Consider the following 22,283-nt stretch of genomic DNA (forward strand, 5'->3'; position numbering starts at 1 on the left):
GCAGCGGCTGATGATGAATATCTTGAACTACTGCTGCAGGGTGTTATTTGAGCAGATGGCCAAATGAGATTGCCCTGCCTCAAAGCCCCACTGAGCAGCTTACAAAAATCAGCCCTGAAAGGACGCCCCTTGAGCCCACCAAACAGGAACCCTGCGACATATCTCCAAATTATTTTCTACTTACAGGCTCGCCAAAGACACTGCACCAGCGAGAACACGATAAACAAGAATGAAGCCAAACCCTCAGCCAACACAGACTCAAAAAGAACAGTGACCGCCCCCTTGAGCAGCGCCTTTCGTAGCCGACAAACATTCAAACACCTCAACACTCCCCAGAGACAAACCTTCCATGAAAAACATTTACGCTCTCAGCCTTACCCTTCTCACACTCACCCCAAATCCACCCACCTGGGCTGAAGAGCTAAGTCTAGGAAAGTTTGGTAGCCAGGCAATTGCCGAGCAGATCAGAGCCATCCCCCCAGTTAGAGAAAGCCAGACATTAATTGAAGAAACCGAAGAAACCGAAGAAACCGAAAGTCAACCACCCCTAACATTCACCTACTCGAACACCGCGGGCAATCAGCAGGTCTCTGTTATCGAACGCTTGCCAGCGATCATTTTGGAAAATGGCCGAGAGACCGGCACCAGCATCTACAGCGCCACAATCAATGATGAAAATGCCTTATTATCCCTACACAACAACACCATCAAGATCAGCCATGACCAGTTTGATGGCGCCAATATCATCACCCTCCACACAGTGATTGATCAAAACACCGTGACCGAATCAGTACTATCACCTGAAGATTTCACTCAGGAAACCATCCAACAAGATACACCGCCATCAATCCAAACCAGGCAGATACAAGAACAACCAAGCGAGGAACATCAGGCAGTAGAGCTTCAGGCAACACATAGCAAAGAGGCACCGGCGCTCAATATCCATATGTTTAAGCACCAACGTATAGCCCGAGCCAACAACGATCATATCCTGCACCAGTATCTCGGTTGGTGGATCAAACACATGAATGAAATCAACAGGAAACATAAAAAGCAGGGCAACCGCCCCCTATTCAGCCGAGTTATTCTAAATTGGGTTCCAGACCAACCTTTCGCCAGCCTACGGGATAATTACATCACCAAATACGACACCTTAGTTTACTGGGAAGCCATTGGCGCCTTCATGGGAGATTTTCGCAAAGACCTGGACAACTGGGTCAAAGAGCAAAGCATTCAAACGCCAGCCTCGCACACAAAATTCCTACTGATGAGCAACTGGGCCATGTACGCCCGAGAACCATCCCGCAAAAGAAAATGGGTTTGGATTATGTCTGACCAAGGCCGCCAAACAGGCTTTACCACCTTCCAGCATACTCACCTGCCAGCTCATGTTCTGGGCACAATGATGGGAGCCCATCCCAAACACAGCACAACCAAATATAAATTCCCCTGGTTCTGCGAAACTATTACTGTACCGCCCCCGGAACAATCAGTACTTAAAACCAATTGCCGAAAATACTCCCCAAAAAACCAGCAACTGATTATTGAGCACCTCAGTCGGTGGTAACTGGCACATTCAGAATAATAAAGAGAGGAAAAGCCACACCTTCAGCCCTTTCCACGAAAGACAAAGGAAAGGGCTGAAGAAAACCGAAAGAAGATTCAGCCGAAAGGCACAACGACATCAATATCAGGGAATGCCAGCCTGACATCCGCCTCGGAACCCGCCTCAAACAGCAGTTTCACATTGGGGCCGGCATCCATAGTGGCATAAACCTGTAAACCATCGGCCCGAAGCTGCCACACCTTTTGCAGCACTGCCACAGATTCCGGCTGCCAGTACAATAACGGCGGCCAGGAAGCCAACATAGTAGCATGCATAGCCAGAGCATTTTGCTCAGACGTTGCCCCCAACAAGGTAAAATCACGCACTGCGATAGCATGCTCAATACGGGCGATATCACGCTCAGCCTGCTCTGGCCAGGCACCATATAGAATCGCACTATCTACGGTACGCTGCATCCCTTCCCGGGAACCGGTTTTTTTCACTTCACTGGTCAGAGTCAAAACCCCAACCCGCAGATCAGGCCAGATTTCTGATAGAGGGCGAGCAAGACTATCCATACCATCCGCTCTCACCCCTTTGTGCCAGCGAACAAAGCCTTCATAAACCGAACGGCTGGCACTACCACTACCCATTCGGGCCAAGATGGAAAGCTGCTCATCGTTAAGAGGCAAGCCATAAACACCCGCCAACGCACGAGTCAGAGCCGCAAAGCCGGATGCAGAAGACGCCAACCCAGCACCGGTTGCCACGCTATTTACGGTTTCGACTCGTAGAGCACCGGGCACCAGCGAACGAAACAGGTCTGCATGGGCGACAACTTTCTTATAGAAACTGGAATCCCGATCAACAGCATCGCCGTTCAGAATCACCTCATCTTCAGCCTGCTCTGGCAGCCAGCACACCTTTGTTGTAGAGCCTTTCTTAGCCAGAGAAACTGACAATGAATCATTAACAGGCAAATTCAACAAAGCATTACGCTTACCCCAGTATTTACACAGGGCAATATTGACCGGCGCAAACGCTTCAAACGCATCAACCGGCTCAGGTACACAGTCGGCCAGAACTCTGGCAGCGACATCACTCCGAGTCAGACTCAAAATTCACTCCTGCAGAAGAAACAGATACAGGTAAACACTCATAACCATCAAGTCGGGCGTTTCCATTCTCAGAACCATTTTCGAGACTGATCACACAATCCCCCAACCCTGAACCTGAAATTTTTGCCCCAAGAACCCCCCTACTGCGCAGCTGATGAACCATTCCCGCCAGCGCAATATCACATACCCCCAGGCTATCCAAAAGCCCATGATAGACATTCATACACCGCCCCAACCGGGCAAGACCGCCCTCGCGAATAGCTCCAGCTGCCTGTTGGGTACACTCTCCCATCATCCGAAACAGGTGATCATAAAGGGCAGGAGTCAGCATCCGCTCCGAATTCACACGAGCAATCACATCAGGGGTGGGTGTTTTGTAACCACAGTAGTGGAGGGCAACCGGCAGCGTATCACCCAGTGGCGTGACGCTGCGAGTATCCGGACGATAGTGAACAATTCCGCCATAAATACTGGCCACCAGATCAGTACCAGAACCTCCGCCCTGAACCTCCTGCACCACTGCCAGACACTCATCAAGCAATACTCGTTGCTTTAATGGCAAACCACACAGGTGGCGAAAAGCTGCGGCCACCGCAACAGTAAGAGCGGCAGAAGAGCCAAGGCCAACGGTATGGGAAAAGTCGGATTCAATGTCCAATTCTATGCCAGCAGGCAGGCGATTCTGCCAGCGCTTCAACAGAGCCAATATAAAACGGTGGGTGCGACTTTTATCGAGATCATCCAGCTCAGTTTCAAAGCCACCGAGAGCTGAACGAATCACAACATGGCGATCGTGACGCAAAGACGCTTTCACAGAAAGCCGAGCATCCATAGCGCAGGCAATGGCCGCCTCACCATGGAGAACGGCATGCTCACCAAACAACATAGTACTGCCGGGAGCTGAAACGATGACCGTTTTTTGCCCGGACGGTTTGGTATCAAATGTATTTTCCACCTGCTCAGCAACAGGCATTTCAGCAGAGACGGACGCCATGGGGATCACACTGCAATCGGGTAACCGGGAAACCATATTCTCGACATAGATCTGTTACTGGCTGATCACTTTGCACCAACAAGAACCCAGCCTTTTCCCCATAAACCGCGCCAGCACCACTCACTTTGCCAACAGCGTTATAACGGGAACGCAGATCTTCCATAAAGCGCTGCACGGTACCCGGCACCACACCGATATCCACCAACAACTGATGATTGCGCTTTACATACTCTTTCAGGGCACCAACATCTCGACACAGAAATGCCTGCTCGAGACCAGTAATAATACTGTGAAACTCATTCCAGATAGTGCTTTTACCAAAACGACGGCGAACTTCAGCCACACACTGACCAGTGCTTACCTCTGGCTCACCGGAATTCACCAGATACCAGTTCAACTCCGGCAATTCCTGCCGGGTTTCTACCTGAGCATTTTCCATACGCACCAAGCCACCGTGAACAGTCACCATCGGATCAATAGTACTGTTACAGCCATGCTGCAGCCGCTCAGTGTGACTGGTAAAACGAAACAGCGCCATTTTATCCAGCTCTACATGAAAATAGCCGGCTACCGCTGCCAACACTGAAGCTACAGTTGCTGCCGACGAACCCATACCAGAACGCATGGGAATATCTGATTTCAGATGAATTTCAAAGCCCTGATCTCGGGGAATATCATGAGCACTGAACAAGCCAGCGATTGCGTAGAGATACAAATCGCCTGGTCGAGCCAGAACAGAAGAAATATCCCGCTGCCCCAACAAATAGGCCTGATAAGCCTCATCGATTGTCAGGCGCAGGGATTCCAGATCAGAAATCGTACACTCGGCCAATCGACCGTAGTTATCGAGATAAAAGTGCACTACTGCGTCATTAACGGGGCGCACTTCACAATGGGCATGAATATTTACAGCAACGGCCAGAGCCGGCGTACCATAAACCACGGCATGCTCACCGGAAATAATTATTTTGCCTGGAGCAATGGCTCTCATGAACTACCTGCCACGGACTTCCTGTTGAACTGCCATTGTAAACAGTCCTGGTAACCGACTGAACCCTTGCCTGCTTCCGACATCCACAATCAGGCTTCGCAGCACCGACAGTAAACACCGAAAACCGGGGGATTCAATCCCCTGTTTCGGTATAGATGCGTTTATGGTCATGAATACCTGCAAGCCGGTAATGACCCGCCGCTTCAGAGGGGAAATAATGCTCTCCGCCATCTTTGGGACAGGTATGACTGAACAGGCTGGCATAGCCTTCATAATCCAATTCCTGACGCGTTTCCAGCATATCAACATGCTGCACACGTCGACTGTACTGCTTATAACCTGGCTGCACTGTGACAGAGAAAAACTCCCCGACGCATCCCGAACCATAACTGAACAATCCGACATTCTGGCCAGAAAGATCTTCTTGATCATTTTCCAACAACGACAACAGACCAATATACAGTGACGCGCTATAGCTGTTACCAATCTGGCGATTGTACAACAGGCCTGAACCTATCTGTTTTTCCAGTAGCTCAACATCCATAGACACGCCATTGGTAACAGCCAGCTTGCGATGTGCTTTTTCACCCATCTTGGTAAATGGCAGGTGGTAGCAGAAGCGGGAAAAGTCGCCAAAATCGAGACCTCCGGCCTCATGGTAATTCTTCCAGCTCTGGCGCAGCGCCTTGAGATAGATAATGGTGGAGTATTTACCGTCTACCAGCGCCGTATCCATATAGTTGGGGCGCCAGAAATCCATAACATCTTCGCTGTAACAGCCAGTTTCAGCATGCACCGCCAGCAAACGAGGGTTCGCTTTAACAATAAAGGCAATAGCTCCACATCCCTGGGTAGCTTCACCCGGGGTGTCAAAACCGTAACGAGCAATATCGGAAGCCAATACCAGCACCTGACTTTCTGGCTTGCGAGCGACCAAACCACAAGCCATCTGTAATGCAGCCGTGGCGCTGTAACAAGCCTGCTTTAACTCGACTATACGACAATTCGAACCCAAGCCCAGCAAACGCTGCACGTAAACACCCGCAGCTTTGGACTGATCAATACTGGATTCCGTGGCAAACAGAACCGTAGTTATGTTTTCACGATTATCACTATTTATAAGAGGCCTGGCCGCATTAGCCGCCAGAGTAACAATATCTTCATCCTGTGCAGGAACACCCATGCGCTCCTGACCAAGACCTATCCGGTATTTGTCCGGATCTTCTCCATTATGCTCTGCCAGCGTAGCCAGCGGCAGGAACATACCAGAGGAATAAAAACTGATGTCATCAATACCGACGGACATAGCACACTATCAGGTATAGTCTTCCAGAATTAGTCTTTCATTGCCGTATAAACTGGCAACATCAGGGGCACCCAACAGAAACATTGCGGTCACAAACTCCCGCTTCAATGCTTCAATGGTTTCCACCACCTGATCTACAGACTCCATGGCTGGCTTAAGCAGCGGGGCAGCCATCCCGCATAAACGGGCGCCGAGTATAACAGACTTGGCCATATCAATACCGTTCCGCAAACCGCCACTGGCAATCAACTGAACTCTGTCTCGATAGGGTTTCGCCTGCTTCAGCGCCTGAGGAGTTGGCACCCCCCAATCCTGAAACAGAACTCCAAGATTGTGACGATCATCCGCCCTCAGATGTTCAATGCGACTCCAGGAGGTTCCCCCCTGCCCGGCCACATCAATGTATTCGATTCCCCGCTCAGCAACTCTCGCAACATCATCACTGGAGAAGCCACAACCGACCTCTTTCAGTAACAAAGGACAATCGAGCTGGCGGCGAATATTTTCAATCTTGCCCAGAAGGCCGGAGAAGTCGACATCACCCTCCGGCTGAATCGCTTCCTGCAGGGCATTCAGGTGCAGATAAAGGCCATCAGCACCAACAAGCTCAACAGCTTCACGGCACTGCTCAATGCCAAAACCTTTATTGAGCTGCACAGCGCCCAGGTTTGCCAGCAACAAAGCATCAGGAGCGTATTGCCGTAAAGCAAAACTGGCCCGGGCAGCAGGCTGTTCAAACATCACCCGCTGAGAACCAACGGCTAGTGCGACACCAGTAATCTGAGCTGCTACGGCAAGGTTATGGTTTATCGTGCGAACCAAACTGTGATCACCGCCGGTCATAGAGGAGATCAGCAATGGAAATGAGAGCTTTCGCCCCATAAATTCCACGCTGGGATCAATCTTATCCAGATCCAGTTCCGGCAGCGCCCGATGACTGAGACGGATACGATCGAAATAACGAGCATCTCGATCGGTTTCACCATCCTGTTCAATCATCCGGATATGTTCGATTTTCCGGTTATTGGTTTGCTGATCAGTTTTGAGTTCAGAACCCATAGAACTATTACCCTCAGCACTAACGCTCAAACTTCACATGAGCCGCCATCAACTCACCCGGGTTAGTTTGGGCAGCCAGCAAAGAAAGCTCGCCACACAAAACCCCAGCAGCACAAATGACCGCTAGACGGCGAGCATTTTCACCAGGTTCGCGCTCTTCCTTACAGCCAAGCAGGCGCAGGTTTTCTTCAACGAACTCCAGCCCTTTGCCGTGACCAACTGAGCCCACAATCAGATTGGGCAGACTGACAGAAAAATACAGGTCGCCGTCACGCACTTCACAGTGAACAATTCCCTGTGAACCCTCGACAATATTGGCAGCGTCCTGACCAGTCGCCAGATAAAATGCCAGCAGCATATTGGCAAAGTGAGCATTGGCACTGCGAATGCCACCGGCCAGCATGGTGCCGATTAAATTTTTCTTGATATTCAGGTCGACCACAGCTTCAGGCGTGGTTTTCAGACGACGCTCACACAGGTCACGGGGAATGGTCAGCTCACAGACTACACTTTTACCCCGGCCAAGAATGCCATTTACGGCAGTCGCTTTTTTGTCTGTGCAATAGTTGGCGGAAATCGATGTGTACTTCAGCGCCGGATACTCACTCAGCAGCCAGTCCTGAAGCTTTTCAGATGCCAGAGTCACCATATTATGACCAGCGGCATCGCCGGTAGTGAACTCCAGCCGCACATACAGCATATTGCCGACTATCTGGTGATGCAGATCAATCAACCGGGCAAACCGGCTGGTTTCCCGCACCACCATATTCATTTCTTCTTTACGGGCAGAAAGGCTCTGCCAGGCAGAAAGTGCATGGGAGGCATCTTCCGCCTCCAGCAAAATAGAGCGCGTCATTCGCTCATCCAGCACTGTGGCACGCATTCCGCCAGCCAGGGTGGCTACTCGGGCTCCTCGCCCGACAGACGGCCACAGCGTGGTTTCATAGGTTGCCAATGGCAGCATAACGCTGTCATCCACAACATCACCAACAATCCGTACAGGCCCCACCAGCCGCATAGGAACCGGAGCCTGGGAAATTTTATGTTGTGACATATCCCGGAATTCGCCCTGTCAGAGTACTAATAACCGGGGCCTCAACACCCCGGGTGGCGCCATCATATCAGAACACAAATGATTGCGCTGCCTGTATACAGCAAGCTGTAAACTCTCATCCGCACTTCAGCAACTATCAAGAGCCATGAGGGTTTTGCTAGAATGTGACATTAGCCATTAAATTACAGTCCGCGACATCTTGATTACAGGCTTTTATGAAGATGGCTTTTCGCTTCAGCGGACAAACTTCAGGGATTCTACAGCACGACATGTCTGTCATTATTAAAACCCCAGAGCAGATCGAGAAAATGCGCATTGCTGGCCGTCTGGCCGGTGAAGTTCTCACCATGATTGCCCCTCATGTAAAAGAAGGCATCACCACTGGAGAACTGGATCGTATTTGTCACGACTACATGGTCAATGTTCAGAAGACCATTCCGGCACCTCTGAACTACGGCGCGGCTCCGGGTCGCCCAGGGTTTCCAAAATCCATCTGCACTTCACTGAACGATGTGGTGTGTCACGGTATCCCTTCAGACAAGAAAAAACTGAAGAAAGGCGATGCCCTGAACATTGATATCACGGTCATCAAAGATGGTTACCACGGTGATACCAGTCAAATGTTTATTATTGGTGAACCGCAAGAGCACATGGAGCGGCTGGTAGATGTTACCCGCGAATGCATGTACCTCGGTATTCAGCAAGTTCGCCCCGGCGCTTACCTGGGTGATATTGGTGCTGCCATTGCCAAACACGCCCACTCCAACCATTACTCTGTGGTTGAAGAGTATTGCGGCCATGGTATTGGCGAAGGTTTCCACGAAGAACCCCAGGTAACCCACAACAGTATTGCTGGTACCGGAGTAAAGCTTCAAGAAGGTATGATCTTCACCATTGAACCAATGATCAATGCTGGCCGCAAAGAAACCAAGCTCAAAGGCGATGGTTGGACCGCTGTCACCAAGGATCGTCGCCCATCAGCCCAGTGGGAGCACACCATTCTGGTGACCAAGGATGGATACGAAATTCTCACATTGAGAGAAGGTGAGACATCCCCTCTGGCATAAACATTACAGACCGGCTTTTGCCGGTCTGTTTGTATCTGTACTCCGGGATGCCAGTTATTCCGACAGGGAAGACAAACAAACTCAGAAGAAGAACAACCCATGACCTCCGTACTGAGTGATACCCAGAAAAACAGCCTGTTTAATCGAAGCCAATTCCGGGCTGAGTTAACGATTACCTCCCAACCAGCTCTGGCTTATAAAAAATGTCTGGAGCTGGCCGAACAGCAGATGGACAAGTGGTTTGCAGCTGATATGTCTATCCAGACTCTTGTCAGCGGTCGAGCATGGCTGATTGATCAAATATTAACCCTGGCCTGGGAACACCTTGCAGGAAAGGATGCTGAAGATATTGCTCTGGTTGCAGTCGGTGGTTATGGTCGTGCGGAACTTCATCCGCAATCTGATATCGACATCCTGATTCTTCTAAGAAATGAAGATGCCGAACCTCACCGGGATACCATAGAAAAATTTCTTACCCTGCTCTGGGATATCAATCTCAAGGTAGGCTCCAGCGTTCGCTCTATCAGCGAATGTGCCAGCCAAGGGCGTGATGATCTCACCATCATCACCAATATGATTGAATCGCGACTGTTGTCCGGCAAACAGAACCTGTTCGATGCCATGCAAAACGCCATCAATCCGGAACAGATGTGGCCAAGCAAAGAGTACCTGCAAGCCAAGTATGAAGAACAACAAACTCGCCACCGTAAGTTCAACCAAACCGAATATGATCTCGAACCAAACCTGAAAAGCTCCCCTGGCGGACTTCGAGATCTTCACATGATTGGCTGGATCACTCGCCGCCATTATGGAACCGATGAGCCCCAGGAGCTGGTTCGTATCGGTTTTCTGGTTGAGCGGGAATATCACATGCTGGTGAGAGCCAGAGACTTTCTATGGCAGATCCGCTGGGCCCTCCATAGACTGACCAAGCGCCCGGAAGACCGCCTGCTATTTGACCATCAGCGCACTCTGGCCAAACAGTTTGGCTATAAAGATATTGAAGGTGGCGCTCTCGCCGTTGAGCAGTTTATGCAGAAGTATTTTCGTGCAGTCATGATCCTCGGAGTACTGAATGACCTACTGCTACAACACTTTGATGACAACATTCTGGATGCTGGCAAAGAGCAGGAAGTTATTTCTCTTAATGAGCGGTTTCAGGTCTACAACGAATATATAGAAATCACCCATCCAAATGTTTTCATTGAGCACCCTGAAGCACTGATTGAAATATTCGTTTTGATGTCGGGAAACCCTTTCATTCTTGGCCCCACCGCAGAAACGATTCGGGCCATTCGTGATGCCCGGGTGTTAATAGACGATAATTTCAGAGCCAATCCGAAAATTCACAAACAGTTCCTTGAACTGATGCGCTCCCCCTACGCCCTGACAGCCAGCCTGCGACGCATGATTCGTTACGGTGTTTTGGGGCGCTACCTGCCCGAGTTCGGCCGCATTATCGGGCAGATGCAACATGATCTTTTTCATAATTACACGGTCGATGCCCACACCCTGCTGCTAATAAAACATCTTCGCCGCTTTAACTATAAAGAGAACCAGGAACAGTTCCCGGTAGCCTGTCTGGCCAAGAAACGTCTGCCAAAGCCGGAACTGCTTTATATTGCCGGGCTGTATCACGATATAGGTAAAGGTCGGGGAGGTGATCATTCTGTTCTCGGTGCAGAAGATGCCCGCCGGTTTTGTCAGCAGCACGGTCTTTCCGCCGCCGACACCTCATTAGTTGAATGGCTTGTTCGCCATCACTTGACCATGTCGGTAACAGCCCAACGTCAGGACCTTTCAGACCCAGACACTATTAACAACTTTGCCCAGCTGGTTGGCGATTCCCGCCGCCTGGATTATCTGTATTGCCTGACGGTTGCCGATATTAACGCCACCAACCCCAGCTTATGGAATGGCTGGCGTGCCAGTTTATTACGGGAACTGTTTAAACAAACCCGCCAAGCTCTTCATCGAGGGTTGGAAAACCCTATCGATAAACAGGAAAACATCGACGATACTCAGGATCTTGCCCGCCAGTTGCTTACAGTTCAGGGGGTGGACATTGAGAAGGCGGAAGCCTTCTGGCAGGAGTTCGGTGACGAATACTTTCTTCGACATAACGCCACAGAAGTGGCATGGCAGACCAAAGGCATTCTTGAAAACCCCAGCGAGTTGCCACTGATTCTGGTGAAAGAGTCTACTGAACGCCGCTATGAAGGCGGAACTGCAGTATTTATCTGCAGTCCAGATACCCCGCACCTATTTGCCGCCTGCACCACGGCCCTTGGGGAAATGAACCTGACAATACACGACGCTCGCATTATCACTGCGTCCAGCAGTTTGGCACTGGACACCTTTATTGTACTGGATGCCAGCACCGGGGAACCCCTTGGTAATGATAATGCACGCATTGAGCGCATTTGCTCCCATATCAGTAAAACACTGAAAGCGGAATCACTGCCAAAGCCTAACTTCGGAACAGTTCATACGCCACGACAGCTCAAACACTTCTCCCGAAAACCAGTCATCGCCATTAGCAATGATCCGGTCAATCGCCGAACAGTTGTAGAAATAAACGCTATCGACCGTCCCGGCATGCTGGCGCATATGGGGCATGTATTTATGGAGCAAAAGGTTCTGGTACAGAAAGCCAAGATTTCTACTCTGGGAGAAAAAATAGAAGATGTGTTCTTTATCACTGATCTGGATGGCGACCCCATCAGTGACCCGGAAAAAGTTCAGCAGCTGCATAAAGCGTTAAGTCAGCAGCTGCAAAAAGCCCTTGAAGACTCACTCGGGGGTGCAACTTAAACAACATTCAATTCCAATCAACTCTGGTACCCTCCCACCTCCCCTTACCAGAGGTTATGATCAAAACCTTTTGATAATAATCCGGTGAGGGGCTGCCACCTTAAAACTCCCACTTTACAAGACACATAGAGTGTATGAATTCACACCTTCACGTCTCCCACCAACGCCAGCAACCGCTCGCGCAGCCACTGTACCGGCTGACTTTCCCCCATGCGAACATGCCAGTACAAATAAGTGCAGACAGGTTCAATCTTCCAGGGAAGAGAAAGCGTTTTCAGGCTCAGGTAATGGCCTGCCTGCTCTGCATAATGAGAAGGCAGCGTCAGCAGCAAATCGGTCCGATCCACCACTTGGCAAGCGGCTAAGTGGTTGCGGGCACGCAAGGCAATGAGCCTCCTCAAACCCTCTCTGGCCAGTACATTATCTTCGTAGCCGGGGCCACGGCGGCGAGAAGAAACCAGTACATGCTTCTCTGCCAGATACTGGTCCAGGTTCAGGCCGTCATTGATGCGCGGATGATTACAGCGAGCGACAACAACTAAATCTTCCTGCTGCAAAGGCGCATAGATAACCTGCTCCCCTACCGGCTGAAAAACATCCGCAACCAGATCCACCTGACCAGACTTTAACTCTTTTTCAATATCTCTTCGGTTCAGTTTGACGCTAACCAGACTAATATTTGGAGCCTGTCGCTGGAGGTCTTCCACCAGAACCGGCAATAACCCTGGTTCCAGAGAATCGTGCATAGCTATGGTAAACGAATGATCACTGCTGAGAGGATCAAACCCGGTTTTACGACCCAAAGTTGTATCGAGATGATTCAGGACTTTTCTGAGCTCCGGCAGAATTTCCCGAGCATAAGGCGTTGGCCGCATCGAATGGCCCTCCCTAACGAACAGAGGGTCACCCAACTGCTCTCGTATACGAGCCAATGCATGACTAACAGCTGGCTGGGTCAGGTTCAATTCTTTTGCCGCTGCAGTGATGGAACCAGCCGAAGCAATCACATCCACGACAACCAGTAAGTTCAGATCCAGCTTTGATATATGCATATTTTTTATAGTTAGAAATCAAAACTATTCATTTGATTCAGATTATTCTCTGATTCACCCTTGTTCTCAACGGATCTGCCCGAGAAAGAGAATAATAATGAATTTCGATCACTCCCCCAAAGCCCGGGACTACATCCAGCGCACCCAGAAGTTTATTTCCGAAAAAGTCCTTCCCATTGAAGAGCAGTACCTGAAAGAGCTCACTGGGGGGCCTGATCACACCTTGTGGAACCAGCCAGCCATCATGGAAAGCCTGAAGGATCAGGCCAAAGGTGAAGGTCTGTGGAATATGTTCCTGCCTGATGAAAAATGGGGAGCTGGACTGTCCAACGCTGACTACGCGCCAATAGCAGAAGCCACAGGCTGGAGTTTGCTGGCACCAGAAGTTTTTAACTGTAATGCTCCGGATACCGGCAATGCAGAAGTTCTGTGGAAATACGGAACCGAAGAACAAAAAGAACAATGGTTAAAACCTCTGCTGGCTGGTGACATTCGTTCTGCTTTTTGTATGACTGAACCAGATGTTGCCTCCAGTGATGCCACCAATATGGAAGCCACCTGCATTGTTGAGGGTGATGAGATTGTTCTTAACGGTCGCAAGTGGTGGAGCACCGGTATCGGTCACCCAAACTGTAAGTTTGTTATTTTTATGGGCGTATCCAACCCAGATGCCGATCGCCACCATCGCCATGCCATGGTTCTGGTTCCTCTTAATACACCGGGAATTAAGATTGAGCGTATGCTCGGAGCTATGGGTGACTATGATGCTCCCTATGGTCACGGTGAAGTGTCGTTTACCAATGTACGCCTGCCAGTCTCAGCTTTTATTGCTGGCCCCGGCAGAGGTTTCGAAGTTGCCCAGGGGCGCCTTGGCCCAGGCCGTATCCATCACTGCATGCGCCTGATTGGTTCAGCAGAAAAAGCTTTGAAAATGATGTGTGAACAGGGCATGACCCGTGAAGCTTTTGGCAAACCACTGGTCAAACTGAACGGTAACCCAGATGTGATCGCCAATTCCCGTATGGCTATCGAACAGGCGCGACTTCTTACTTTGAAAGCTGCGTGGTTGATGGACACGAAGGGCATTATGGGTGCCATGAGTGAAGTGTCACAGATTAAGGTAGTTGCTCCAAATATGGCGCAGCAGGTTGTTGATGCGGCTATCCAAATGCATGGCGGTGCAGGTCTTTCCGATGACCTACCTCTGGTTCGCATGCTGGGCTGGGCTCGCATTTTACGCATGGCTGATGGTCCGGATGAAGTCCACCGTGGATTAATTGCCAAGTTTGAACTGATGAAATACCGCCACCAGAATAAGAGAAGAGGATAAAGCCATGTCAAAGTCTTCTTATAAAAAAACAATTGCTGTTACCGGAGGTGCCAGTGGCCTTGGGCGAGCAACAGCAGAGTGCTTTGCCCGTCATGGCTATTCCATTTGCGTGGCGGATATTAATCAGGAACGTGGCGACGAAACAGTTGCAGCATTGCAGGCATTAGGAGCTGATGCTTTTTATCTGCACTGCGATGTTCGCAGTGATCAGGATATTGAAAACCTGCGAGCATCAGCAGAGCAGCGCTGGGGTGGACTTGGGGTTATCATCAATAATGCTGGTGTTGCCACCGGTGGCCGTATTGAAACTACGCCTATAGACGACTGGGAGTGGGTAATCAGTATCAACCTGATGGGGGTCGTTCGGGGCTGTAAGGCGTTTACCCCTCTGTTTAAGAAGCAGGGTTACGGCCACATTGTAAATATTTCATCTCTGGCTGGATTGGTATCTGCTCCCATGATGTCCAGCTACAACACCACCAAAGGCGCCGTTGTCAGTCTTTCCGAAACCCTGCGCTATGAACTGGAACCTTTTGGCATTAACACCTCTGTTGTTTGCCCTGCATTTTTCCAAACTAATCTGGCGGAATCCTTCCGCACCGGTGATCCGGGAATGGAGAAGGCGGTTCACAAACTGCTTGCCAGTTCAAAAGTCACAGCAGATGATGTAGCCAACGACATCTACAAGGCTGTGCAAAACAAAACCTTTTATGTCCTGCCTCACCGGGAGGGCCGATTCGCCTGGCGCATGAAGAAATATCTGCACCCAATATTCAAAATGATGGTGAACAAAGGCTACAAAAAAGTTTTAGCCAAACAGGGTGTCGACCTGAAGCAAGCTGCACAACAAACAGAAAAAAGAGCAGAGGGCGTATCGTGAGTGACGTTGCAGAAGAAATAAAACAATCACCTGCTATCGACCAGCCAACAGATATCCGTACTGGCGAAGAGTTGGATATTCTGGCTTTGCAGAACTATCTGTTAAGTCGCCTTCCAGATGCAGCTGGAGAGTTATCAGTCAAACAGTTTCCCGGTGGCGCCTCTAACCTGACTTATATGCTAATGCTTGGCGAACAGGAAATGATTCTGCGACGCCCGCCGTTTGGTGTTAAAGCGGCTTCCGCTCACGATATGGGTCGTGAGTACAAGGTTATGTCTGCACTGTCTGGCCATTACCCTGTACCGTCCATGATCGACTTCTGTGATGATCAATCTGTACTTGGTTGTGACTTTTATATTATGGAACGCCTCAAAGGCCTGATTCCACGAAAAGATCTGCCCAAAGGATTAAACCTCAGTGAATCTGACGGTCTTCAGCTCTGCCTCAATGTGCTGCAAAAGCTGGTTGATCTTCACAATATCGATTACAAAGCCGCTGGCCTTGAGCAACTGGGCAAAGGTGGTGGTTACGTAAAACGTCAGGTTGATGGCTGGAGTGGACGCTTCCGTAAATCCAAAACAGATAATGTTCCTGATTTCGAAAACGTTATGGCCTGGCTGGATGAAAAGCAGCCTGGTGATGTGAAAACCTGTTTGATCCACAACGACTTCCGCTTTGATAATGTTGTCCTGAATCCAGACAACCCTATGGAAGTGATCGGTGTACTGGATTGGGAAATGTGCACACTGGGCGACCCTCTTATGGATCTGGGTAACTCACTGGCCTACTGGATTGAAGCCAATGACGAGCCACAGTTCCAGATGTTCCGCAGACAACCAACCAACGCTCCCGGCATGCTCACCCGCCAGAAAGTTGTGGACTGGTACTGCAAACAAACAGGCACTGAACTCAAAAGCTTTGATTTCTATGAAGTATACGGTCTGTTCCGATTAGCGGTCATTATGCAGCAAATTTATTACCGCTATTACCACGGTCAAACTCAGGACAAACGTTTTGCCATGTTTCATGTTGCCATTGCGTATATGGAACAGCGCTGCCAGAAACTGATTCAAAACTCTTCACTGTGAGCCGGTGACAGCAAACCTCGGGGGAAGTATGGCGACCATCTACCTGGTCAGACACGGACAGGCCTCTTTCGGCCAGCACGACTACGACAAACTGTCGCCAATCGGAGAGCAACAGGCTGTAGTCACGGGTGAATGGTTGAAAGCCGTCAATAAACCTATCGCTTTGTTTGGCAGTGGCACCCTGCTACGCCAGCGCCAGACCCTCTCTGGAATTTACTCCGGTATGGGACTGGAAGGTCGTCAGCCAGATTTCACATTGCCAGGATTGAATGAAGTTGATGTGGATGAACTGCTACTTGTTGCAAACCCTCAATTTACATCTCGTCGGGAAATGGATAGCCATATGGCTAACAAATCGAATCCGGCACAGGCTTTTTTTGAGCTTTATCGCTCATCTCTTGCCCGCTGGGCAGGTGGTGAACATGACCAGGAGTACAAACAATCCTGGCCTGAGTTCAAAGAGAAAGCCTTGAATGCTGTAACTATTGTCGGTAAAGAGCTAAAAGAGAATGAAAATGTTTTACTGGTCAGCTCCGGCGGAACCATTTCCACTCTAGTTCTGCAGGTTCTTGGCATGCCGGAAAACGGCATTTTCAAACTGAATCGTCATATCAATAACGCATCTATCACAGCGCTCCACTTTCGCAAAAACAAACTCAGCCTACATGGTTTTAACAACTATGCTCATCTGGAGCAGGCTGGCTCACGCAGGTTGATTACGCGCATTTAAAACAATAAGAGACAAAATTATGAGTAATAAAAATTTATTTGATTTGAGCGGTAAAGTCGCACTGGTCACAGGCGCAAGTCGTGGTATTGGTGAAGCGATTGCTCACCTGCTTGCTGCTCATGGTGCCCATGTTATTACTTCAAGCCGCAAACTGGAGGATTGTGAAGCTGTATGCAGCGCTATTCGTGACGCGGGCGGTTCCGCAGAAGCGATTGCCTGTCATATTGGAGATATGCAACAAATCTCTGATATTTTCACAACCATAAAAGAGAAACACGGCAAGCTCGATATTCTGGTCAATAATGCCGCAGCCAACCCTTACTTCGGCCATATCCTGGATACAGATTTGGGCGCTTTCCAGAAAACCGTAGATGTGAATATTCGCGGTTACTTCTTTATGAGCGCTGAAGCAGGCAAGATCATGCGTAAAGCTGGCGGCGGCAGCATTATTAATGTTGCTTCAGTGAACGGTGTGGTACCCGGTCATATGCAGGGAATTTATTCCGTCACCAAAGCTGCTGTTATTTCCATGACCAAAGCTTTTGCCAAAGAATGCGCCGGCTTGAACATTCGGGTTAACGCACTGCTTCCTGGCCTGACAGAAACAAAGTTTGCCTCTGCCCTGACTGGTAACCCAGCTATTATGAAACAGGCTCTTACCCACATCCCTATGAACCGCTCGGCCAGCCCAGATGAAATGGCGGGCACAGTGCTTTATCTGGCATCCAATGCCGCCAGCTACACCACGGGTACCTGCATTAATGTTGATGGCGGTTACCTGACCGTTTAAGGAAGTAAACAACTCAGGCACCAGGGGGTGTTCAAACCAACTCTCAAACGCAACCTGGTGCCCAGTCAGTTATGGATAGCTTTACCCGTTCAGAAGCATCATTTCAAAGCACAACAAAGCAGTGGCAAAACCGGAGAACCTCACCGGCCACACCATAACCCTGAAACAGTTGAACAACACAATCGGCATGATAACGGGAGAAAATCTGCTGCAGGGTGATGTTTTTTTTGCACAGCTACTCCATCAAAAGATACCTCTACCGTCCAAGGCTGCCCCATCGTAGTCACTCCCATGGCCACGAGAACAGGTCATAGAATTTATAGAGAATGAACCACCAAGCACTTTGCCACGAGGCCAAAGCAACCTTCTGTTTTAGCAGCTTTCTGTTTTAGCAAATATTTGGGCGCTGTTTCATCAGCCCAGCCGTATTTTCCAGACTCCCGGAAATAACGTAGTCATAAGTGTTATCAGGCTGCTCAGAGTGCAACGACACCAAGCTTTATACGCACCTGCCTAGCCAGAGCGACTCAGGGCGGTGTACCCTTAGCAGTTCAGTACCCAAGAAGAACAGGTCAAACCAGTGGTCACGATCTACGGTATACCCAACTGCGCCATTTGGGGGGCTTGAACCAGATTATTCTCCCGTATTCTCTTAGTGGTCTCCCCTTTGTTAGAATGAATTGATTCAGGCGATTATACAGGGTAATAGATGATAGCGATTGAAATGTGTGCTGGTGCAGGAGGTCAGGCGCTAGGGTTACATGAAGCTGGTTTTCAACATGCAGCACTTATTGAAATCGACCATCATGCATGTGAAACCTTACGGCTCAATAATAGGCAGCTCAACCTCGGCTGGGGTGACATTATCGAAGATGATCTAAAGGAGTTCGCCAAATCATCGGCTGGTTTTGCGGGTCGCATCGACCTTATTGCCGGCGGCGTTCCCTGCCCCCCCTTTAGCAAAGCTGGCCAGCAATTAGGACATGAAGATGAGCGCGACCTGTTCCCCATTGCCTTGCAAGTCGTGAGAAAGGTAAAGCCTAAAGCAGTAATGCTTGAGAATGTCCCCGGACTCTTTGAGGAAAAATTCCGCTGGTATCGAGACAAAATATCCGCCGAACTTGCCACTATGGGATACAAGAGCGAGTGGAAGTTACACCAAGCTAGTGATTATGGCGTACCGCAACTCAGACCTCGAGTTATTCTGGTTGCAATGCCTCAAGAAGACTTCCAGCATTTCACTTGGCCTGAACCGACAGGGGACACTGTAACAGTTGGCGATGCTCTGTATGATCTGATATCAGAAGGTGGCTGGGAAGGTGCAGACGAATGGCGAGAGAAAGCCAACAGAATTGCTCCTACTCTGGTCGGCGGTTCCAAGAAGCATGGTGGGCCTGACCTCGGGCCAACTCGGGCTAAACGCCAATGGCGGGAGCTTGGGGTTAACGCTCACCGCCTTGCTAATGACAATGAAATTCCGGAAGCAGGCTTCAAGGGCGCTATGAAGCGTGACGGCTCTATTCAAGAAGGCTGTGAAAATATGCCTCTCCTGAATGTTAGAATGGCAGCAAGAATACAAGGCTTTCCCGACGACTGGAGCTTCCACGGCAGCAAGACACACGCTTATCGTCAGGTAGGAAATGCTTTTCCTCCCCCGGTTGCCAAAGCTATTGGGACACAGATTATTGAAGCATTACGTGCCAAGCCGAAGGAATGCGCTGCATGAGCATGTTGTCTGAAGAAAGAACTAACTTTCACCGTTACCTCATTGAGAGTGAAATCCTTACTCGCGCCCCCTTCTCTAAATTTGACGCTGCCTACATATGCAGCAATGCAGACAACGGTCAAAAACATAGTGTTCTGGTTGCAAATGTACTGGCCACCAAAATTGCAAAGAATGCTGGCGTGACATTGGTAGAACGCAAGAAAAAAGACGGCCAGACACTCGGTAATGAATTCGAGGAAGCTTGCGCTTTATATCTGCAAAGTACCTTCCTGAAGTTGGGCAACCTCAGGCCGGGGAACTGGGAAGTCCAAAAGATCAATAGCAGGAAGCAATCTGTACTCGGCAAGTATGAACAATATACCCACCTTGCAGAGCTAGGCCGCTTGGCTTCTGAATATTCTGAGCTGCGTAACTTTTTAGGTGATGGTTACACCGTTGCTCCTGATGTGATTATTGCCCGGGTTCCAGAAAGTGACGAGATCATTAATGAAGAAACCAGTATTGTTGATAGCGACTCCTGCCACCAAGCCATGCTCAGGACTGCGAACCATAAAAATGAAATTGCCCATATTCTTCATGCAAGTGTATCGTGCAAATTCACCATGCGCTCGGACAGGTCACAGAATACAAGAACTGAAGCACTAAACCTCATCAGGGCTAGAAAAGGACGCTCCCCGCATATCGTCTCCTTAACTTCTGAGCCAACAGCCAGCAGAATTGCCTCCCTTGCTCTTGGCACTGGCGATCTGGATTGCGTATATCACTTCGCTTTGTATGAATTACGCGAGACCCTGATTGAACTAGATGCTGAAGACGCCCTTGATCTGCTCGACTCTATGATCAATGGGAAAAGACTGAAAGATATCAGTGACCTGCCTCTTGATTTAGCTGTATAACAACGAAGTAGAAAATAATGATTACTCTTTTTGGAATACCCAACTGCGACACCATGAAAAAGGCTCGCACCTGGCTGGATCAGCAAAGTATCGAGTACACCTTTCACAACTACCGCAAAGATGGACTGGACAAAAACTGGCTGAAAGACCGCATTGATGAACTGGGCTGGGAACAGGTCGTTAATCGCCGTGGCACAACCTGGCGCAAACTGCCGGAAGATACTCGCAATAACATGAATGCTGAAACCGCCGTTGAAGCTCTATTGGAACAGTCCGGCATGATTAAACGACCACTACTCGATACAGGCAACGGTTACCTGCTAGGCTTTTCTGCAGACAAATGGTCTGAAGCCCTGAAATAAGCCAAGGGCGTTCTCAATTAAGCATTCGACTCAGTGGCGCTGAGAGCTTCTATGGCTGCGTTGCAGCATTTTGAAAAGCAACAAGCATTCTGGCAATGCTGCATTCGATGCCTAATTGAGAACACCCTAAGTGACAAGGCGATATATAGACAACTAAAATAACGCTTTGGCGATTCCTGAAAAAGCACAAGGACACTATTTGTTATTATGAGCAAAGAATTTTTCAGTATGGCGGCCGGTATCGGCACCAAGAACAATAAAGGTGAGTGGCTGGAAGTATTCTACCCGGCTCCACTGTCCAAGCCAGATGCTGAACTGGTTGAAGCCGTTGGTACAATTACCGGATACACCGGCGGTAATCAGGTGATTGAGTTGGACAGTGCCACTTGTCATGCCCTTGAAGAACTGTTTCTGCAGCGTAATCTGCTGGATCACACCCTGATTCTCAGTTCTATGGAAACCAGCAGTAACCCTCGGGTTCTGGTGATTCTGGAGTCTGATAACGCGCCTACCAGCACTCCAGAAGCTTATTTGAAGCTGCATATGTTGTCTCACCGTCAGGTGAAACCTCACGGTATTAACCTGAGCGGTATTTTCCCTCTGCTGCCTAATGTTGCCTGGACTAATGAAGGTGCCGTTGATCTGGAAGAACTTCCACACCGTCAGCTATCTGCCCGCTCTCGCGGTGAAGTTCTGGATGTGCAGTCTGTAGATAAATTCCCACGTATGACCAACTACGTGGTACCCAAAGGCGTTCGTATTGCCCATACCGCCCGCGTTCGTTTGGGCGCCTACATTGGTGAAGGAACCACGGTTATGCATGAAGGTTTTGTTAACTTCAATGCCGGTACCGAAGGCAAGAACATGGTAGAAGGTCGTATCTCCGCTGGCATCTGGGTTGGTGAAGGCTCTGACCTTGGCGGCGGCTGCAGCACGATGGGAACCCTGTCTGGTGGCAACGATATTGTTGTTTCCATTGGTCAGAACTGCCTGATCGGTGCCAATGCCGGTGTGAACATTCCCTTGGGAGATCGCTGCACCGTAGAAGCTGGCCTGTACTTGACAGCCAGCTCCAAGGTGACAGTTCTGGATAAGGACAAGAAACCAGTTGAAACCGTGAAAGCTGTTGAGCTGTCTGGCAAGTCTGACCTGATGTTCTGGCGTAACTCGCAGACTGGTACTGTTGAGTGCCTGGCGAATAAAACCGCTATTGAACTCAACGAAGAGCTGCACGCTCATAACTAATGTCCGCCAAAGAAAAGAGCACTGCTTAGGGGGTGTTCTCAATCAGGCACCGAACGCAGCATTGCCGGAATGCTTGTTGCCTTTCAAAATGCTGCAACGCAGCCATAGAGGTAATAAGCATTCTTTCAACATATGCCTTTGGAGCAGGCTAAGGAACTCTTGAGTGAAGTGATGGCAATGGACACCCCCGAGTGATTCGCAGTGCGGTGAGTTGTCACTGCGTCATCGGGGATTA

The 22,283-nt window shown here is 49.5% G+C and carries 20 protein-coding genes; 12 read left to right on the forward strand and 8 right to left on the reverse strand.

Going from position 1 to position 22,283, the window contains the following annotated elements:
* The first annotated feature begins 349 nt into the window (after positions 1–349).
* Positions 350–1,567, forward strand: a complete 1,218-nt coding sequence (locus tag QMA35_RS14225) for a hypothetical protein (RefSeq protein ID WP_281647821.1) — start codon at positions 350–352, stop codon at positions 1,565–1,567.
* A gap of 95 nt (positions 1,568–1,662) precedes the next feature.
* Here QMA35_RS14225 and mvaD read toward each other — a convergent pair whose 3' ends face one another.
* The 6 genes from mvaD to QMA35_RS14255 all read right to left on the reverse strand — a co-directional run bounded on the left by mvaD (position 1,663) and on the right by QMA35_RS14255 (position 8,068).
* Complete coding sequence (mvaD, locus tag QMA35_RS14230) at positions 1,663–2,664, reverse strand: diphosphomevalonate decarboxylase (protein WP_281647822.1); 1,002 nt, start codon at positions 2,662–2,664, stop codon at positions 1,663–1,665.
* Positions 2,645–3,658, reverse strand: coding sequence for a mevalonate kinase (gene mvk, locus QMA35_RS14235; protein ID WP_281647823.1), 1,014 nt, complete (start codon positions 3,656–3,658; stop codon positions 2,645–2,647). Before mvk ends, mvaD begins: the two co-directional genes overlap by 20 nt.
* A complete protein-coding gene (locus QMA35_RS14240) occupies positions 3,639–4,649 on the reverse strand; it encodes a mevalonate kinase (RefSeq protein WP_281647824.1) in 1,011 nt (336 codons plus the stop codon). Before QMA35_RS14240 ends, mvk begins: the two co-directional genes overlap by 20 nt.
* Positions 4,650–4,782: 133 nt before the next feature.
* Positions 4,783–5,955, reverse strand: a complete 1,173-nt coding sequence (locus QMA35_RS14245) for a hydroxymethylglutaryl-CoA synthase (protein WP_281647825.1) — start codon at positions 5,953–5,955, stop codon at positions 4,783–4,785.
* Between the two features lie 9 nt (positions 5,956–5,964).
* Positions 5,965–7,014 carry a type 2 isopentenyl-diphosphate Delta-isomerase gene (gene fni / locus QMA35_RS14250; protein WP_281647826.1) on the reverse strand — a complete coding sequence of 350 codons (1,050 nt, stop codon included), beginning with the start codon at positions 7,012–7,014 and terminating at the stop codon, positions 5,965–5,967.
* A gap of 19 nt (positions 7,015–7,033) precedes the next feature.
* Positions 7,034–8,068 carry a hydroxymethylglutaryl-CoA reductase gene (locus QMA35_RS14255; RefSeq protein ID WP_281647827.1) on the reverse strand — a complete coding sequence of 345 codons (1,035 nt, stop codon included), beginning with the start codon at positions 8,066–8,068 and terminating at the stop codon, positions 7,034–7,036.
* Between the two features lie 269 nt (positions 8,069–8,337).
* Between QMA35_RS14255 and map the strand changes: the two genes are divergently transcribed.
* Together map and glnD are read left to right on the forward strand one after the other, a co-directional pair.
* The gene (gene map, locus QMA35_RS14260; protein WP_281647828.1) at positions 8,338–9,135 is read left to right on the forward strand and encodes a type I methionyl aminopeptidase; all 798 of its coding nucleotides are present in this window, start codon (positions 8,338–8,340) and stop codon (positions 9,133–9,135) included.
* Positions 9,136–9,234: 99 nt separating this feature from the next.
* On the forward strand, positions 9,235–11,949 hold the full coding sequence (gene glnD, locus QMA35_RS14265; RefSeq protein WP_281647829.1) for a [protein-PII] uridylyltransferase: 2,715 nt from the start codon (positions 9,235–9,237) through the stop codon (positions 11,947–11,949).
* 140 nt (positions 11,950–12,089) lie between these two features.
* Here the strand turns inward: glnD and QMA35_RS14270 are convergent, their stop codons facing one another.
* The gene (locus QMA35_RS14270; RefSeq protein WP_281647830.1) at positions 12,090–13,001 is read right to left on the reverse strand and encodes a LysR family transcriptional regulator; all 912 of its coding nucleotides are present in this window, start codon (positions 12,999–13,001) and stop codon (positions 12,090–12,092) included.
* 97 nt (positions 13,002–13,098) lie between these two features.
* On the opposite strand from QMA35_RS14270, the gene QMA35_RS14275 reads away from it, so the two are divergent.
* Genes QMA35_RS14275 through QMA35_RS14295 form a run of 5 tightly spaced genes read left to right on the forward strand, consistent with a single transcriptional unit; the run spans position 13,099 to position 17,819 of the window.
* Positions 13,099–14,331, forward strand: coding sequence for an acyl-CoA dehydrogenase family protein (locus QMA35_RS14275; protein WP_281647831.1), 1,233 nt, complete (start codon positions 13,099–13,101; stop codon positions 14,329–14,331).
* A gap of 4 nt (positions 14,332–14,335) precedes the next feature.
* A complete protein-coding gene (locus QMA35_RS14280) occupies positions 14,336–15,211 on the forward strand; it encodes an SDR family oxidoreductase (RefSeq protein ID WP_281647832.1) in 876 nt (291 codons plus the stop codon).
* Positions 15,208–16,299, forward strand: coding sequence for a phosphotransferase family protein (locus tag QMA35_RS14285; RefSeq protein WP_281647833.1), 1,092 nt, complete (start codon positions 15,208–15,210; stop codon positions 16,297–16,299). Before QMA35_RS14280 ends, QMA35_RS14285 begins: the two co-directional genes overlap by 4 nt.
* 28 nt (positions 16,300–16,327) lie before the next feature.
* Positions 16,328–17,029, forward strand: a complete 702-nt coding sequence (locus tag QMA35_RS14290; protein WP_281647834.1) for a histidine phosphatase family protein — start codon at positions 16,328–16,330, stop codon at positions 17,027–17,029.
* 19 nt (positions 17,030–17,048) lie between these two features.
* Complete coding sequence (locus QMA35_RS14295; RefSeq protein WP_281647835.1) at positions 17,049–17,819, forward strand: SDR family oxidoreductase; 771 nt, start codon at positions 17,049–17,051, stop codon at positions 17,817–17,819.
* A 243-nt stretch (positions 17,820–18,062) separates the two neighbouring features.
* Here QMA35_RS14295 and QMA35_RS14300 read toward each other — a convergent pair whose 3' ends face one another.
* The gene (locus QMA35_RS14300) at positions 18,063–18,182 is read right to left on the reverse strand and encodes a GMC family oxidoreductase N-terminal domain-containing protein (RefSeq protein ID WP_281647836.1); all 120 of its coding nucleotides are present in this window, start codon (positions 18,180–18,182) and stop codon (positions 18,063–18,065) included.
* Between the two features lie 346 nt (positions 18,183–18,528).
* Between QMA35_RS14300 and QMA35_RS14305 the strand changes: the two genes are divergently transcribed.
* From QMA35_RS14305 to dapD, 4 genes are all read left to right on the forward strand, one after another.
* Positions 18,529–19,545 carry a DNA cytosine methyltransferase gene (locus QMA35_RS14305; protein ID WP_281647837.1) on the forward strand — a complete coding sequence of 339 codons (1,017 nt, stop codon included), beginning with the start codon at positions 18,529–18,531 and terminating at the stop codon, positions 19,543–19,545.
* Entirely contained in the window at positions 19,542–20,441 is a 900-nt protein-coding gene (locus tag QMA35_RS14310; protein ID WP_281647838.1) for an NgoMIV family type II restriction endonuclease, read from the forward strand. The genes QMA35_RS14305 and QMA35_RS14310 overlap by 4 nt, the downstream gene beginning before the upstream one ends.
* Before the next feature lie 17 nt (positions 20,442–20,458).
* Complete coding sequence (locus tag QMA35_RS14315; protein WP_281647839.1) at positions 20,459–20,803, forward strand: ArsC family reductase; 345 nt, start codon at positions 20,459–20,461, stop codon at positions 20,801–20,803.
* Positions 20,804–21,010: 207 nt separating this feature from the next.
* Positions 21,011–22,048, forward strand: coding sequence for a 2,3,4,5-tetrahydropyridine-2,6-dicarboxylate N-succinyltransferase (gene dapD / locus QMA35_RS14320; RefSeq protein WP_281647840.1), 1,038 nt, complete (start codon positions 21,011–21,013; stop codon positions 22,046–22,048).
* Positions 22,049–22,283: the final 235 nt, after the last annotated feature.

The organism is Parendozoicomonas sp. Alg238-R29 (genome assembly GCF_947331445.1).
Taxonomy (GTDB): domain Bacteria; phylum Pseudomonadota; class Gammaproteobacteria; order Pseudomonadales; family Endozoicomonadaceae; genus Sansalvadorimonas.

Coding starts and splice junctions, on each gene's coding strand:
- QMA35_RS14295 (WP_281647835.1), top strand. CDS start 17,049: ATGAGTAATAAAAATTTATTTGATTTGAGCGGTAAAGTCGCACTGGTC.
- QMA35_RS14315 (WP_281647839.1), top strand. CDS start 20,459: ATGATTACTCTTTTTGGAATACCCAACTGCGACACCATGAAAAAGGCT.
- QMA35_RS14275 (WP_281647831.1), top strand. CDS start 13,099: ATGAATTTCGATCACTCCCCCAAAGCCCGGGACTACATCCAGCGCACC.
- QMA35_RS14240 (WP_281647824.1), bottom strand. CDS start 4,649: ATGAGAGCCATTGCTCCAGGCAAAATAATTATTTCCGGTGAGCATGCC.
- dapD (WP_281647840.1), top strand. CDS start 21,011: ATGAGCAAAGAATTTTTCAGTATGGCGGCCGGTATCGGCACCAAGAAC.
- QMA35_RS14290 (WP_281647834.1), top strand. CDS start 16,328: ATGGCGACCATCTACCTGGTCAGACACGGACAGGCCTCTTTCGGCCAG.
- QMA35_RS14255 (WP_281647827.1), bottom strand. CDS start 8,068: ATGTCACAACATAAAATTTCCCAGGCTCCGGTTCCTATGCGGCTGGTG.
- QMA35_RS14225 (WP_281647821.1), top strand. CDS start 350: ATGAAAAACATTTACGCTCTCAGCCTTACCCTTCTCACACTCACCCCA.
- glnD (WP_281647829.1), top strand. CDS start 9,235: ATGACCTCCGTACTGAGTGATACCCAGAAAAACAGCCTGTTTAATCGA.
- QMA35_RS14305 (WP_281647837.1), top strand. CDS start 18,529: ATGATAGCGATTGAAATGTGTGCTGGTGCAGGAGGTCAGGCGCTAGGG.
- mvk (WP_281647823.1), bottom strand. CDS start 3,658: ATGGCGTCCGTCTCTGCTGAAATGCCTGTTGCTGAGCAGGTGGAAAAT.
- QMA35_RS14270 (WP_281647830.1), bottom strand. CDS start 13,001: ATGCATATATCAAAGCTGGATCTGAACTTACTGGTTGTCGTGGATGTG.
- map (WP_281647828.1), top strand. CDS start 8,338: ATGTCTGTCATTATTAAAACCCCAGAGCAGATCGAGAAAATGCGCATT.
- QMA35_RS14310 (WP_281647838.1), top strand. CDS start 19,542: ATGAGCATGTTGTCTGAAGAAAGAACTAACTTTCACCGTTACCTCATT.
- fni (WP_281647826.1), bottom strand. CDS start 7,014: ATGGGTTCTGAACTCAAAACTGATCAGCAAACCAATAACCGGAAAATC.
- QMA35_RS14245 (WP_281647825.1), bottom strand. CDS start 5,955: ATGTCCGTCGGTATTGATGACATCAGTTTTTATTCCTCTGGTATGTTC.
- QMA35_RS14280 (WP_281647832.1), top strand. CDS start 14,336: ATGTCAAAGTCTTCTTATAAAAAAACAATTGCTGTTACCGGAGGTGCC.